Origin of the sequence: Portibacter lacus (assembly GCF_021533215.1) — a bacterium.
In the GTDB taxonomy this organism is placed as follows: Bacteria; Bacteroidota; Bacteroidia; order Chitinophagales; family Saprospiraceae; genus Portibacter; species Portibacter lacus.
In genome coordinates this window covers 137,579-153,264 of record NZ_JAJNKA010000015.1, presented here as the reverse complement: position 1 = coordinate 153,264, position 15,686 = coordinate 137,579, and the positions used below count along the sequence as shown (strand labels likewise).

Below are 15,686 nucleotides of genomic sequence, written 5' to 3'. Positions count from 1 at the left end.
GAATTGATCTCAAAGGGGAAAGCCTCAGAAACAGATCTAAAATATAATTGTAAATTTGAAATAGCGAGTTATCCACATAGGGGGTCAAACCTCAAGAACTAGGGGGTCAAACACATAGGAATAAGCATCAGTGAATGAATCAACATTCTGATTCATTACGTTTCTTAGGTTATCGCCTTCATTTTAAACAACTTTAAATGATTGGGTCTTTGAAATCGAGATACACGATACCCTGTTGAAATTTTGGGATTATCAAAGGAATAGTATTTTTTCCCATCCATTTTACACTTGTATTTGAAATTGTACCTATGTATAGGTATTTGGTTTCATTTAAAGACGTAAATACCTGTAGTGCTGGATCTAATTTGCCGAATAAAGTAATATTCCCATTGAGATTTTGATTTAAAATTTCAAATTCATTTATGGCCAAGTTTTTTTGGAATTGTAATTGAATGAATTTCAGGTATTTCTTTCTCGTAATTCTCATAAGCATCAAAATCTCTAGCTTGGATTTGTTTGCCTTTTTTAAATGTCATTTCAAGACCTTCTTCAGTTAGATCACCAAGGACTTTTCTTAAATCTTTTATTGATTGTGTTCTTAGAATTGCTTCAATTTCATTTTGGTCATATTCTAGTAAATTGTCAAACCCTATGTCAGCCAAATGGATACTTTGAAAATCTGATTGGTTTGTCATATTGTGTTTGATTTTTAATTAGTGAAAATGGTCTCGGCTATGAGTAGTTGCGTGGTTTAGCGGTTAACTTCGCAAGTACGCACCAGACTGAAAATTCGCAAGGATTTTCAGAAGTAGGCGAGAACAAGCAATTACTTATAGCCATTGTTGTGGTTTCCTTATTTTTTCACTTCCTTATTTATTGAATCAATAATTTTCTCATTTTTCTCTTTTATATTCAATAGTTGGCTATTCCAACCCTTGAAATACATAGCTGCAAATGCAAATCCATTTTTTTGTGTTTGGTCATTCAACACTTCCTTAAAGTCACTTTCAGTCAAATTTCCCAAATTTCCATTCTGTCCGTTTGATTTTTGGTAGAAATAATTATTAGATAACGAATAAATGTCAGTCATTCTGTATGATGGTTCGTATAATGTTATTTCTGCATCATATCGGAAATGGTCTTCTGAATATTTGAGCTTTTTATAAAGTTGGTTAACTGTAAGTAATCCGTTTTTTATAGAATCATTAGAAATAATTTCAAAATTTCCAGAGTTCATTAACTCTTGAAATGTATTATCTATTTGATAAAACCGTTGCCAAGTATATACATCAATTGTATGTTTGTTAAATTCATTCCAATCTGTTACAGGTTTTCCATTATAATGTTCAAGAACACTATTTGCAGCATTTGCACGTTGAAGTCGAGAGGATATATATTGATCAATTTCTGAATTAGTCAATTCTAAATCACTCTTAATATTGGTTAAATAAGACAATTCTTTATTTCTTGTTTTTCTTGCCTCATTCCAATTATTGATTTGAAGGGCAATCAAAATTCCAATAACTACAAGTACTATTTCTCCTATAGCATATTTAAAATACTTACCAGTTTTTCCTTCTAAAAGCAAATTTTGTCTGATTTTTCTAAAGAATTTTAGCATTGGTTAGTGGTTTCTGGTAATGAAGAACAACGTGATAGCGATAAGAGGAGTTTTGCCTTCCGTAAATCGTTACAATTAAAGTTATGTAATTTTAAGTAAAATGTGTTGGAGTGGGAATAATTTTAGGCGAAATTCACTTCTTCATCGTTCCGTGTATGGTGTCGGAGCATACCACAGAGTGCTATGCCCTACACACGTTGTTGGGAGTAGTGTTTTAACGTATTGCTTCGTCAACCGATTTACTATCTACAAACTGCTCAAAACTGATAATCTTGCCATTATTCAGTTTCCATATATGGGCAACTCTTGCTTCAAAATACTTGTTCGTTTTTTTATATGTACCCGAATAGGTGCCATAAGCAACTACTTTGTCTTCATTTGCAATATAATCTTCGGGTGAAAATTTATAATCAATCCACTCGCTAGCTAAGCGTTTAAAAACATTTTCGGTAACACTTTCTAAACCAATATAAGTTCCTGCATATGGAAAGCCCTTAGCTTCTGTCCAACTGATATCTTCAGCTACATATTTGGTTAAATTTTTGCCGTTTTCTTCTGATGTTTTACCTTCATAGGTACTTTTTATTATATCGAGATTTTTCATAACTTCTTGTTTAAATGAACAACTTGACAATACTAGAAGCATTGTCAAGTTGATGATTATTAGAGTTCTTACCATTTCATTTCTCCTGTGTTCACTTTTGCTCCTAACATTAAGGCTGTTTCAAAAGTTAAATTTGGATATTTTGATTTTATTGTTGCTATTAACGCTTCAGAAGTTTTATTGCTACTCAAAGCTTCTTCATAAAATAGAATATAATTCTTCGTGTGGTTTACAGCATCAATAGTGAAATCTGAATTGGTATTTGCGTGTGCTGGGATTACTATTTCAGGTTTTAATTCGCTGATAGTATTTAAGATCGAGATCCAGTTGTGACGAACCTCTGTTGTTTGTGCATCTGCCATCCACACATTAAATGTTGTGCCAAAAACATTAATTCCGCCTAAAGCTGTTCTAATTGATGGTATCCATACAAAGGTTCTTTTTGGGAATTCGTCTAAACCAATGATTTCTAGTTTTTCGCCTTCTAACTCAATCGAATTTCCTTTTAGAACTTGAGGTAAGACAACATTAGATGTGATGTTATTGCCTAATTTTTCGCCCCAAACTTCCAATTTCTTTTGAGCTGTAACTTTAATATGCTCTATTGTTGCAGACGAAGCATAAGCCGTAACCTCTGGGAAATATTTTTTGAAGACTTCTAATCCGAAATAAAAATCTGGGTCGCCATGCGAAACATAAATTGTAGTTAAGTTCTTTCCTGAGTTTTTGATTTCTTGTGCTACTTTTTCGGCTTCTGCCAAGGTAAATTGTGCATCTATTAATACGGCATCGTTTTTACCTGAAATAATTACAGATGCCACACCAAAACTATTTTCTGATGCGTTGTAAACTTGAAGTCTAAATTTGCTTGTTTCTATTGTTTTAAAACTTTGTTCTTGTGCGTTCATTTTGAATAAAATTAAAATTGTTAAAAATACTGTTGAAATAATCGATTTCATTTTTGTCTTGTTTTTAATGATGGTACAAAGATGCAACGGTTACCTACTTCAAAACATTGAACAAGTTCAATAAATGAATTTTCTACTATTATTTACTAGCGATTTTTCGCCTTATTTTACTCAAAAACTCGTGGCTTATGCCCAAGTAAGCGGCAATCTGCACGTTGGTTAATCGTTGAAAGAGGTTAGGATATTTTTCTATAAAGTCTATATAACGTTGGTCGGCAGTTTTACTCAAATTATCTATCATTCTTCGTTGTAACGAGATATGCGTTTTTTGAGTCATTACTCTAAACAGTTTTTCTATTTTTGGAATGTTATCATAGGCAAGCTCTTTGTCTTTTTTTGAAATTAATAATACTTCACTTTCCTCTAACGCTTGTATGTAAAGTTGTGATGGCGTTTCATTGGTAAAACTGTCGATATCGGTTATCCACCAATTTTCCTGTGCAAAATAGAGTACTTGTTCAAAGCCATTATTATCTATATTATATACTCTAAAAAGACCTTTAGTAACAAAGCCCTCAAACTTGCAAATTTGACCTTCTCGCAGTAAAAAGTGTTTTTTTTGAACTTCTTTTTGGTCGAATAAGTTGCAAAAGCTATCTATCTCTTTTTTGGAAAGCGTAATATGGTTTAAAATATTTTGTATTAATAACTCTGTCATATTCGGAGGATTTTACATTACGCCCAACGTGATCGCCACATCCAGAGTCCGACCGTAGGAAGAATTATGTGATCTCGGCCTGTTCTCGGTAGTACTTTTTTTTGGATGCAGTTGTGTTTTAGGTCTCAAATTTTTTTTTTAAAATGTTTGCTTTTATTATTTAATCAATTAAATCGTGGGTAAGTAAAGACTTTCCAAACACCATTGATTCGAATAAGCTCTCCTAGTTTTACATCATGTGATTTTTTATCAGATTTCATTGTGAAAGAGACTTCTGTTGCTGGCATATCATATCTCTCGCTAAAAACACCATATCCTAGTTGTTGGAGGCCAAGATTCTTTAATGTTGCTAGCTGAGGTGGAGGTGGCGGTGAGGGTGGAGGCGGATCCCCTTGACTATTTATAAACGTGACCGTAGAAGAATAAAGAACAAATACAAAAAGTAATTTTAAATACAATGAGTTTTTCATATTCAGCTATTATTTTATTCAATTGTTAGCAAAAAGTATAATTTTTTTTTATAAATAGTACTAAATCATTTAATCTTATTCTAAATTATGTAGTGTAATAGCTTTTTTGGAAATAAAGAATCCATTAAGCATTTAGATCTTCAAAAATATTCTAAATTGACTTTTATTGATTACCTGTAGTCCTATATAAAAGAAATTTTTTAATATTTATTTCCAAAACGGATGATTATATGCGGAGGACTATCCCGAAGGGTAGTCTTCCGTCACATATATTGTTATCGGCTGGCATTTCCTCAAAATACAGCTTTTGACGCAGTTTCTCTATTTACATCAAGATCCGATTGTAAGCTTTTAATTTTCATATTATCGCTGATGCAATCTTAGACAGAATTTTACCTAAAGCACACAGAATTGATTTCAACGGGGAAATCCTCAGAAACAGATCTAAAATATAATTGTAAATTGAAATAGCGAGTTATCCACATAGGGGGTCAAACACATCAGAATTATCACTCAGCTGCATAGTCCAAATTCATACTTTTTTCAAATAGGAAGTATAAACTTACAAGATGAATGCCAACAGAGTTAACTGCCTTTTGATTTTTCAATTCCCCCGGATGTTGTATCGCATAAGCATCAACAGTATAATGATGTGCTTTTGAAAACCTATAGTCAGAATATTCCTTTTCTAAAACTTCATTAAACATCTCATAACAACCTGGAGAAGAGAGCATATATTCATGACAATTTCCATCAAAATTCAAGGATTTAGCGTCGCATGAAAAACAAGTTATATAATCTTCCATTTTTATGATTGATTCATTCGCTAATTAAGAATCGTAGATTTAATGTTTTTTGGAATCATTAAACTGCCACAATACATTTACAATCTGCCACTTTCCGTTTATTTTTACTATATGCATATAGTCTATCCAATCATCAGCAATTAGTTTGACTGAGGCCACTTTATCAAAAATATCAAGAATAATTACTTCTTTTTTTGGCGGGACTGGAAATTTATCTTTATCCACATTATATGTTTCCGCAAGTAAAATCATTGCATCTGTGAACGTTTCTCTTAGATACTCTTTCCCCGTTTTTTTATTTGTCCAAAAAGTTCTTTTCACCATTCTTGGGTGTGCTGCTCTTTCAAATTGATCGGGCTTAACATTATGCTGAGATTCAATGTAATCTATGGCAACTTGTTTAATGTCCAAAGTATCCTGCTGGCTTTGTCCTTGAGCATAAAAACTTAAAAAGAAAAAAATTAGAATTAATGTTAAAATTGAAGGTTGTTTCATATTGTAATATGTATTAATGAAATTTTTAAAGGATTTGATGCATGAACGTATAATTATATGCGGCGTCTCCGACGTCGGAGGATATGCTGTCATCATATAAAGTTAGGCAACGTTTTCCAATGCGCGTTGTATTGCCATTACATTTTCTAAATTTTTACCAGAATCAATTATTGTAGACTTCATTTTTGGCCTACTTGATATGCTATATTCGTATTTACCATCAGTCAATTCCTTTGATTGAATACTAATGATTTCACCCCAAGATCGCCAAGAAGCTCCTGAACTTAACTTTATAGAATCCTTAGTTTGATCAAAATTCATTTTTCCTAAAACTACATCATCTTGTAATTTTTGTGAAAGCTCTATAAAATTGAGTTTTGAAACTAACGTTGCAGTTTGATTCACTTTCAAATTGCTATCAGTATAATCAGAAACCCCAAGTTCCTTGAGCTTTCTTTTTTGCTTCGCCACCAAAAATAAAGACATAAATAATCCAAAAAAGACGAACAGAAAAATAAATTTAAAAATTGAAAATCCATCTCCTAAAATTATGTCGAATATTGTCATACCCATACTAAACGGCAAACCTAATAAGAGAAAGACTTTGAGATACAATTTACCAATTGGACTCATTTAGATTTAGTTTTATATTTATTTAAAATTCTATTGATCAGAATCGTTGGTCTCTGATTTTATTTGAATCAATTAATTGTTTAAGTTTTCATTCTGTACTACTTAATGGTGCCTAACTAAATTCTATATCTATTTTTAACAATGATTTAGCACGAGCCGAATTATTATTTATCTATTTACCTTTTAATTTCTAAATATAAAAAAATAAAAATTTGGCGGACTTAATAAATAAGCAAAACCTCTTGGAAAGCCTGTAATGGCTATGTTTAAAACACGGTGTTGTGGTTGTGTTATTTTTTAATTTCCCTTTCAATAATTTCGAGCATATTTATTATCCTCATACGCAAAGTCTGCGATTGTATGTTTGTAACTTGATGATGTGTAATTACTTGGCTAACTATACCTTCCAATTCAACATCTTCAAGAATCTTATTCAAATTCAAACTTTTTTTTGTTGGCTTTATAGTGAATTTTTTTTTGGATTCTTTATCTAATGCTTCAGTAGGAGTGTATCCATCTTTCCATAAATTATTATTTACGTTCCTTGAAACTCCCAATCTGAGATAACAAGGCAATAAAATCTCTGTTCTAAATTTTTGATACTCTAACTCTAATTCTTGGACTTGAAATACTTCAGAAGACCAATTAGATAAAAATCTCACCAAGGTATCATTATTTATTAAGCGAAGATTTTCTGAACCAACTATATCGTTTTTTATAGGGTCAAAAGTTGGGTCTCTAAATAGTATCCACAATGATTGATAGAACTCATCTTCCTTAATTGAATTAGGATTATCTATATGATTTAGCACATTGTTGCAGGCCTCTAGTGCCTCATTACGCATCAGTATTTTTTGATCGAGTTGATTCAGATTACTTTGATATTCACTATTTAATTGTTTTAAAATTAATTGCTCCTTGGCTAACTCTTTCTGTTTCTCATTCCAATTGTTGATGCTCAAAGCAATTAGAATTCCAATTACCACAAGAATAATTTCTCCGATAGCATAAAGAAGATACTTTCTGAATTTACTTTCAGTCAGCATTTTCTGTCTAATTTTTTTAAAGAATTTCATCATTGGGTAGTTATATATGATTTAATCATATTGCGTTTCCGTAAGAATTTTATCAATCAATAAGTCTAATTCTATAAATAGATTTTTGTTATCTGCCATCCAGTATAAAAAATTGTCAGTAAGATTTTCGAATTCAATTTCTTTAAAAATTTGAAGTTTATTCACCTTCAGGTTTGATTTTTCTTTCCAATTTAATGGACCATAGGCATCGATATCTTTATAGGAATATTTTTTTGATAGGTAGGGAAAAATCTCGTTATCAGATATTGTAGTAAATCTTGTTGTTCTATCTGTCAACGCCTTCATCGTTCGTCCCCAATTATATATTAAATCAACTAATTCCTTATTTTGGAGCAAATCCAAACGGCCTGATTGTATGAGACCAGAAATGGTGTTTTCCGAGGGTCTGAATATAGGAGGGTCAAAGGCATAAAAAAGTAAACTATCGACATTTTGCTTTTTAAGATAATCTTCCTCTTTGCCCATAATATTCATCAATTGTATAAGGGCTGCCTCACATAATTCCGCTTCCTCAATTCTTCTTTCTAAAATCGTTTTGTTTTGCAAATATTCATCATGAATGTTCTTTACAATTGTTTGTTCTTCAATCTTCTGGATTCGTTCTTGGTTCCAATTATTGATTTGAAGCGCAATCAAAATTCCAATGACAACAAGAACTATCTCGCCAATAGAATATTTGAAATACTTTCCAGTTTTTCCTTCTGAAAGTAAGTTTTGTCTAATTTTTCTAAAGAATTTTATCATTGGTTAGCTGTTTCTGATAATGAAGCACAGCGGTTTGCATAAATGCAGTGGCGGCGTTTAGCTGACATTGACATTTTATGCTTTGTTCTATGGTGTTTTCTTTATTTCTTAACTCAAGTCAATGAATTTCATTAAATCTTCCACGAAATTTGTAAAGTAATTATAATTTTCAATAAAATTTCAATTTATGAAGGCAATAGTTTGTAGGAAATACGGTTCACCTGAAGTATTAGAATTAAAAGAAGTGCCAAAGCCAACTCCAAAGGATAACGAAGTACTTATAAAAATATATGCTACTTCTGTTACTGCAAGCGATGTTCTGATGCGTGGTTTAAATGCTCCATTTATCTATCGTTTTCTGATACAACTTATGATGGGGTTTGGAAAGCCTAAAAACCCAATTATGGGAATGGTTTTATCTGGGGTTGTTGAACGTGTAGGAAAAAATGTCAACTCTTTCAAAAAAGGAGATGCTGTTTTTGCATCTGGTTCCATGTCTGCTTTTAAACTTCGGTTTGGAGCTTATGCTGAGTATATGTGTTTACCCGAAGATTGGAATTTAAGTCTCAAACCTGCTAACCTAAATTTTGAAGAGGCGGCGGCCATTCCTTATGGAGCTGGTTTGGCTTGGTTCTATTTCAAAAACATGAAAATCCAACCGAATCATAAGGTATTAATTTATGGTGCATCAGGAAGTGTAGGCTTATTAGCTACCCAACTTGCTAAAAATTCAGGCGCTATCGTTACGGCTGTCTGTAGTGCTAAGAATTTTAATTTAGTGAAATCTCTGGGCGCTGATAAAGTAATTGACTATACACTTTCTAATGCAGTTGCTCAATTAGAAGAATACAATTTTGTGTTCGATGCGGTAGGTAAAACAAAAACGTCAGTATTAAAAATTCGTAGCAAAAAAGCACTTTCTCCAAATGGAAAATATGTCTCTGTTGACGATAGTGCACCTTCGACTTCCAAAGCTGATTTTATCAAAATCAAAGACCTCGTTGAGCAAGGTAAATTAAAGCCTACTATTGATAGTGTTTATCCTTTGGAACAAATGGTAGAAGCGCATAAATATGTGGAACAAGGACACAAAAAAGGTAGCGTAGTTATCTCAATTGCAAAAAACTAACTTCCATTGCTACTTTTAATCTAAGTATTTCATAATTCTTTTTCTTATTCTGCTTAATGATTCGGGCTTAACACCGATATAGCTTGCTATCTGATATTGAGGTGCTCTACTTAATAAATCAGGTCGATTTTTTTTCAAGTCAAAGTATCTTTGTTCAGGTGTTTGATTTATATATTTTGCCAATTCATTTTGTTGACGAACTATTTCTTTTTCGAGTATCAGTTGTGATATCTTTTGAAATCTGGGAAATTTTTCAAGAAAATCATTTCCCTGTTCATCATTGGCGATGACCAAATAAGAATCTTCCATACATTCTAAAAAATACTTAGATATTCCATTGTTTTCAACACTCGTAAATGGCAAAATCCATTCTTCTTCAGTAAAGAAGTTAGAGGTGTTTTCTTCACCGTCTTTGAGATAATATTGTCTGACACATCCTCTTATTAGAAAATAATTGTCTTTTGGAATTCCTCCTTCTTTAAGTAAAATCACTCCACTTTTCACTATACTGATTTCGGTGCCTTCACGAAGAATATTCTTTTCTTCTTCTGCAAGAGGCTGAAATTTTGAAAAATATGCTATTAGTTTTTCTATCATTTCTTTTTTTAATACTGACTAACCTTTAATCTTTTTGTTGAATTTCAATAGTTTATGTATTTAAATTTAACAAATGTATTCGATTTTTCTCGTTAGCAAGCATTTTTTACTCCCAGCAGTGCCTTTAAAAATTGGACAGTTTTAATCTCCATTCAATTTTTGTGTTTGGATTAGAGGGAGTCGGGTTAATGCCATATAACGGTTTAGTTGCAAGTGGAACGGACGACCGAAGGAAGTCTGATCTCATCATCGCTTGCTATCCTTAGTTTGTTATACCTATATTAGCAATTATCAAAATATATCAACCGTTCAATGTAAATGGTCCACATATTTTGCTATTTCTCACGTCCGATTCTTTTTTTCTTTAGAAAATCTGTTTAAATGTATAGATCCTTTGAGTAGGTATTTTAACTATTTGACTCCATTACTTAGATTTTTATTATTCACATGTAGTATTATAAATATTTTAGAATCAATCAATATTTATGAAAAGTGAAGCACTTGGAGAGATAATTAGTTCAGAGTTATTACTTGTCGTGATCGAAGTTACACTGGTCGAAATGCCGGATAAAGTAACCATGTCGCCGTTCGAAATCACCACGTCATGACACGAACTTGGAACTATCCCCAAACTCCAGTTTCCAGCATTCGTCCAAAGCCCATCTCCTGCATTACCGTTCCACACCATACTAATCATTCCAGGATTAACAGTAAGCGTAGAAGTTGCACTACATGTCAAGTTTTCAGTATCCCTTATCAATATTTCATAAGTAGCACTAGGCAGTTCTGTAAATGAAGGAGTCGATTGAAAGTTTGATCCATTGTCTTTTGAGTATTCAATAATGCCTGTACAAGAGGGGCACAAAGCAGAGATCGCAATAGAACCATCTTCAACATCTGGACAAGATTCTGGAAGGACAATGGAACCTGAAATTTCAATGTCACATAAAGGGCCATCTTTGACGAATACAAATTGGCCGAAATCTGTAATTCCTGCTGAATTATCAAAGCTTAGACTTCCGCGATGTCCTTCAACTGCTGAATTGGCGCTAGCTACCTTCGTTCCCCATGTATTTCCATATTCATTGGCTGCTCTTTTATAGAGGAAAAGAGGTGTCGTAGCTTCTGGTAAAGCAGCATCAACTGGATCTATATACCCAATATTAAAAAGGCTGAACTGGTTCAATTCTGAAAAACTACTGTTGATTCCATAATTTCGAATGATAAAATATTCATTATCCACTTCTCCTCCAATTGATGATGCTCCTGAAGGGCTTTCTGTTTGAATTCTATAGGCCACTATTTCGCCATCTGCTGCTATATTAACAAACGACGCCGTTAAGCCGACATCCTGAAAAACAGCAATAAAAGGGCCAATTGAAGGAATAGTCACTGAACTTGATATCCCCCCTCCTATTGCAACTTCAGAATCTTCATAAGTGGAACCATCCATATTGAAAGTAGTACCATCATTTCCATCAAGTGCATCTTTCACACCTCCAATGCTTCCTGTATTGTTATCAGAATTAAATTGGTAATAAGCAGCTAAGTCACCTTCATTTCCTTTCAAAGTCAAATGCATATTTTCTCGTAATTCCTTTTGTGATCTTCCTGTACTCCATATCCGAATCTCATCCATTGCACCATTCAAGTTGTTTCCTGAAGACGAACCTCCGAGTTGCACAGTAGAAGTCGAGACTTCGATATTTCCTGCAGCAGCTAGTGAATTCTGCAGTACTCCATTGATATACATTTGGATTGTAGTTCCATCGTAAACACCTGCTATATGATACCATTCATCTGCAGTCAAAGTAATTCCAGCAGTAGCTGTCTGCCAGACGGATCCCAATCTCACAGAAAATTGTGGATCACCGTTCAGCAATTCTAAAAGGTAGGAACTTTCTATACCTGAATCAGACTTACTGACGATGTGTTGAGTACCTGCAACTCCATTCATTTTGACCCAACTTTCTACAGTGATTTCTCCTGCAATATCAAACTCATTACCATTCCCAAGGTCTATGTAATCATCTATTCCATCAAAGGAATACATGTTTCCACGTACAGGACTTACTCCATCTACACTTTGCTGGACGATCATGAATTGCCCTAGACTTTCTATATTGGAAAAAGTTATGGAGTCATTTGATATCTGTGAAGCATTTGCAATACTTGTCCATTGTCCTTCTTCATATGATGTCCTTTGGTATAGTCGGTAATTCAAGGGATCGTTACTTGTCAGTGATCCACTGGGAAGCGCGAATTTTAAGTCACCTACATATTCAGTGTCAGAAGAAGAACTGTTAATTGTCCATGTGGGATTATCATAAAATAGAACACCATCTGCCCCATCTATGGTATTAGAGCTAAAGGATTGAAAAGTTGTGGTAAGATCTTGCGCATTTGAAATACTGGTTATATTGATCTCTACATTTGCAGAATCAAATGATTGGACTCCGACTGAAGAAATGTTGGCAATCGTCTGGCTAAATGATAAAATAGAATTACCAACATTGACTCCGGAAAGGGTTCGAGACACACCGCCTTCCAATGTAGCTTCATTATTATCTCGCACATCTTCTACAAGTACACTCGATAATTCATTGAGCTGATAGTAAGATACTAAACCAGCTTCGCAACCTGCAAGCGTGAGGTGCATATTCTCTCTTATAGAAAGTTCAGTTCTTTTTGTATTCCATAGTCGGATTTCATCTAACTCTATGTTTGATGGTTTGTTAGTATTATCTGAACGTTTACCTATGTGCGCATTTCCATTTCCCATAGGCGTAACTGTGGCAGTAGGATCAGAACTTAAATGTTGCACTATCCCATTTGCATAAAATTTGAGCCGATTTCCCGCACTTGCACCTCCATCAAATGTAATTGCAATATGCGTCCATGCGCCAACAGGAACGGAAAGATTCGGCGAAGATGCTGTTTCACTTAATCCACTACATATGCTTATTTGCACAAACTGATTATCAGCTTCTCCACCTCCATTTCCTAATAAAATTTCGATGCGATTGATGTTGTCAAGTCGTTTTGAAAATATACGTTCACTTCCCTCGTCTATTGTTATGGGCTTAATCCATGCTTCAAAAGTGAATTGAGATTGATTTTCAAGTTCCATTGTGGCGCCTAGGTCGATGTGACCGTCAACTCCGTCTAAATATACCGAATTCCCTCTTTCTTCTCCAGCTAGCTGTTGATGAATCGGGCTTCCCATATCATTAAAGGTGCTCTTAAATGAATTCACATCGTTAGTGATATTGTTACTTTGATATCCTAAGGTACCACTGACATCATTCGCTGTCCTTGAAACCCCAGGGCTTGCTTTACTGCCAAAAGAAGTAATGTCATATGTCAAGTCTGAATAGAACGTAGCAACTCCTTCGGTTTCATCATCTAGGTAGGCAAGAGACCAGATAGTATTACCTAGTTTATCCTCTAATATAATCTCGTCTGCTTCATTATCCAATTCGAAATCTACTTCGACGACCTGATCAAAAGAACAGTTTCTCATCCATTGTGATTCGAAGACTAATTTGTTATTGGCTAAAATCAAAGATTCACCTGAATCTAAAAATAGATCATCGGTAGAAATCACGGAATCGTCAGTATCTTCATCTTTCAATTTCCAATCTTTCAAGTTTACGGCAGTGGCTCCATAATTATGAATTTCTATCCATTCTGCATCAGATTCTACACCGAGAGGGTTAGAAATCCATTCTGAAACAGCTACTTTTGCATTAAATGAAAACGTATAAGAAGCTAAAAAACCATCATGATACTGTGTGCCTCCTGCTGAACTTAAGACATTCGTGCCTATGGGGTCAAAGTCTACATTAGCATCTTCGAAATAACCTGTTAGATATACCTTGTCAGTCTCGGCTACAATGCCAGTGCCTCTATCGCTATCTGAGCCTTCGACGGAAAATGCCTGTTTGAAATCACCACTTAAATCATATGTTGCTAGAAATATCTCATCTTTTGTTGCACCTCCTTGGCCAATAAGGTTAAATGTATTTACGCTAGGATCAAAATCAACAGTGCCTCTAAATCTACCTGTTACAAAAACATGGGTACCATCTATGTCCATAGCAAGTCCATTATCTATGCTGGTACCTCCCAAGGAAAACGACCACTCATGGCCACCTATGGAATTGTATTTAACAACGAAAATATCGATACTCCCATTGGAAGTCAACGAACTTTCTGCAGCGCTTGGATCAAAATCCACCGTAGAGGAGAAAGATCCTGCAACATAGACGTTACCATCGGAATCTACGCTCGATTCTCTACTCTCATCACTTCCACTGCCCCCTATTGCATTGGCCCAATTACAGATTCCATTTACAGTATTGTATTCTGCTATAAAAGCATCGTAACTACCAGATGAAGTGTATGCGATCGATGTCCCCAAGGGGTTAAATTCACAGGTGCCTTGAAATCGACCACTTAAATACACCTTACTATTCACGATTTCGATTCCATAGACATAATCATTGTTATTTGGGTTACCTATGTTGATATCCCACTGGTGCTCCCCATTGGTATCATATTTGATTAGAACGGCATCAGCGCCATCAGTATCCATAACATGTACGTTACCCAGAGGATTAACATCAAGGGTGCCCGCATTGTCATCCAGTCTGCCCCCAATGTAAATGTTATCACTATCATCCACCTCCACAGCGTATAGTTCGTTATTATTGTTCTCCCCTAGTCCAAAAGCCCATATACACGCTCCCAGTGATGAATACTTAGCAACAAAAGCGCTGGATGAAATTCCGCTATTACTACTTGTAAGTAAGGTAGACGTACCCCCATTAGGGGCAAAATTGATAGCGTTTCCTTTGAATTCGCCGACTATAATAATGTTTCCTCCAGAATCGGAGGTTATGTCATATACTCTTGTGTCTAATGATGATGTGGCAGATGTTGAACCCAGTGGAAAAACCCATATTAGGTTGCCTGAATTGCTATATTTTGCAAGAAATCCATCTCTATCTCCTACAGAAGTAAAACTTGTGATACCAACACCGAAATCGAAATCTGCTGTTTCTCTGAAATTTCCTCCTAGAAGAATATCTCCATTTATATCGGTAGCTATTGCATTGGGCTCCACGTGATGTTGTCCTCCTGCAATGCTTCCCACCCAATCTAAAGTTTGGGCAAAAGTCATATTAGAAAGTATAAAGAAAAAGCTGCCTAGTATGGCGATATTGAATTTAATTTTCATTTATATTTACTTTATTAATAAACCACCTAAGTAATGATTTATTAATATTAGTCGAAATAAAGTTGAATAGGTCCAAAAATACGATAAATCATAGTTCATAAGCCAGTTGTTAGACATATTAAATAATGAGTGTTTATCTTCAACGCGATCTTCTGATATAATTACAATAAATAGTTCCCATTTTTGAAACCTTATATTTATTATAAATCAATTAAATCTCATCAATAACGCCTATACTAATTAGGATTCTAAATCTTGAAGGACTTGTAAATTGCACAACGTGCGTGATAGCGACATCCAGAGTCCGACCAGAGGAAGAATTATGTGATGACGCATGTTGTTGCCAGTTAGTATTCGCTGATGTCAGGATAATCAAAATCGTTTATTTGTAATTCTTGCATATTGGCAAATTAGATAGTTTTCTTAGCATCTTCAAGAAATTGGCTTCTTTTTTAACTGGGAATCTTACCATGTTCAAGAAAGCAAAATATCACTCCTTCAAGTTCTTTTACTATTACAAATAATATCAAGATTTTGCAGATTTGGATGCTTCGCCACACGTAAAGTTCTCAATCTTTAAAGGTATTGCAACCGACTTAACAATTAGTTAATTAATATTTTG

14 protein-coding genes are annotated in these 15,686 nt (G+C 34.2%); 1 reads left to right on the top strand and 13 read right to left on the bottom strand.

Annotated elements, in window-relative coordinates; all coding sequences use genetic code 11:
* Positions 1 to 416: 416 nt before the first annotated feature.
* From L2586_RS21025 to L2586_RS20975, 11 genes are all read right to left on the bottom strand, one after another.
* On the bottom strand, positions 417 to 695 hold the full coding sequence (locus tag L2586_RS21025; protein WP_235294930.1) for a hypothetical protein: 279 nt from the start codon (positions 693 to 695) through the stop codon (positions 417 to 419).
* Between the two features lie 158 nt (positions 696 to 853).
* The gene (locus tag L2586_RS21020) at positions 854 to 1,621 is read right to left on the bottom strand and encodes a DUF6090 family protein (RefSeq protein ID WP_235294929.1); all 768 of its coding nucleotides are present in this window, start codon (positions 1,619 to 1,621) and stop codon (positions 854 to 856) included.
* 214 nt (positions 1,622 to 1,835) lie between these two features.
* A complete protein-coding gene (locus L2586_RS21015) occupies positions 1,836 to 2,225 on the bottom strand; it encodes a nuclear transport factor 2 family protein (protein ID WP_235294928.1) in 390 nt (129 codons plus the stop codon).
* Between the two features lie 68 nt (positions 2,226 to 2,293).
* Positions 2,294 to 3,184, bottom strand: a complete 891-nt coding sequence (locus tag L2586_RS21010) for an MBL fold metallo-hydrolase (RefSeq protein WP_235294927.1) — start codon at positions 3,182 to 3,184, stop codon at positions 2,294 to 2,296.
* An 88-nt stretch (positions 3,185 to 3,272) separates the two neighbouring features.
* Positions 3,273 to 3,851, bottom strand: a complete 579-nt coding sequence (locus L2586_RS21005; RefSeq protein ID WP_235294926.1) for a Crp/Fnr family transcriptional regulator — start codon at positions 3,849 to 3,851, stop codon at positions 3,273 to 3,275.
* A gap of 164 nt (positions 3,852 to 4,015) precedes the next feature.
* A complete protein-coding gene (locus L2586_RS21000; RefSeq protein ID WP_235294925.1) occupies positions 4,016 to 4,321 on the bottom strand; it encodes a hypothetical protein in 306 nt (101 codons plus the stop codon).
* 509 nt (positions 4,322 to 4,830) lie between these two features.
* Positions 4,831 to 5,127 carry a DUF5946 family protein gene (locus L2586_RS20995; RefSeq protein WP_235294924.1) on the bottom strand — a complete coding sequence of 99 codons (297 nt, stop codon included), beginning with the start codon at positions 5,125 to 5,127 and terminating at the stop codon, positions 4,831 to 4,833.
* 39 nt (positions 5,128 to 5,166) lie between these two features.
* The gene (locus tag L2586_RS20990; RefSeq protein ID WP_235294923.1) at positions 5,167 to 5,622 is read right to left on the bottom strand and encodes a nuclear transport factor 2 family protein; all 456 of its coding nucleotides are present in this window, start codon (positions 5,620 to 5,622) and stop codon (positions 5,167 to 5,169) included.
* Between the two features lie 102 nt (positions 5,623 to 5,724).
* Positions 5,725 to 6,255, bottom strand: a complete 531-nt coding sequence (locus tag L2586_RS20985) for a hypothetical protein (RefSeq protein WP_235294922.1) — start codon at positions 6,253 to 6,255, stop codon at positions 5,725 to 5,727.
* A gap of 290 nt (positions 6,256 to 6,545) precedes the next feature.
* Complete coding sequence (locus tag L2586_RS20980) at positions 6,546 to 7,331, bottom strand: DUF6090 family protein (protein WP_235294921.1); 786 nt, start codon at positions 7,329 to 7,331, stop codon at positions 6,546 to 6,548.
* A gap of 21 nt (positions 7,332 to 7,352) precedes the next feature.
* Entirely contained in the window at positions 7,353 to 8,096 is a 744-nt protein-coding gene (locus L2586_RS20975) for a hypothetical protein (RefSeq protein ID WP_235294920.1), read from the bottom strand.
* Between the two features lie 187 nt (positions 8,097 to 8,283).
* Between L2586_RS20975 and L2586_RS20970 the strand changes: the two genes are divergently transcribed.
* On the top strand, positions 8,284 to 9,225 hold the full coding sequence (locus L2586_RS20970) for an NAD(P)-dependent alcohol dehydrogenase (protein WP_235294919.1): 942 nt from the start codon (positions 8,284 to 8,286) through the stop codon (positions 9,223 to 9,225).
* A gap of 15 nt (positions 9,226 to 9,240) precedes the next feature.
* Here L2586_RS20970 and L2586_RS20965 read toward each other — a convergent pair whose 3' ends face one another.
* Together L2586_RS20965 and L2586_RS20960 are read right to left on the bottom strand one after the other, a co-directional pair.
* Entirely contained in the window at positions 9,241 to 9,822 is a 582-nt protein-coding gene (locus L2586_RS20965) for a Crp/Fnr family transcriptional regulator (RefSeq protein ID WP_235294918.1), read from the bottom strand.
* 472 nt (positions 9,823 to 10,294) lie between these two features.
* Positions 10,295 to 15,064 (bottom strand): LamG-like jellyroll fold domain-containing protein, encoded by a 4,770-nt coding sequence (locus tag L2586_RS20960; RefSeq protein WP_235294917.1) that lies wholly within the window; start codon positions 15,062 to 15,064, stop codon positions 10,295 to 10,297.
* Between the last annotated feature and the right edge of the window lie 622 nt (positions 15,065 to 15,686).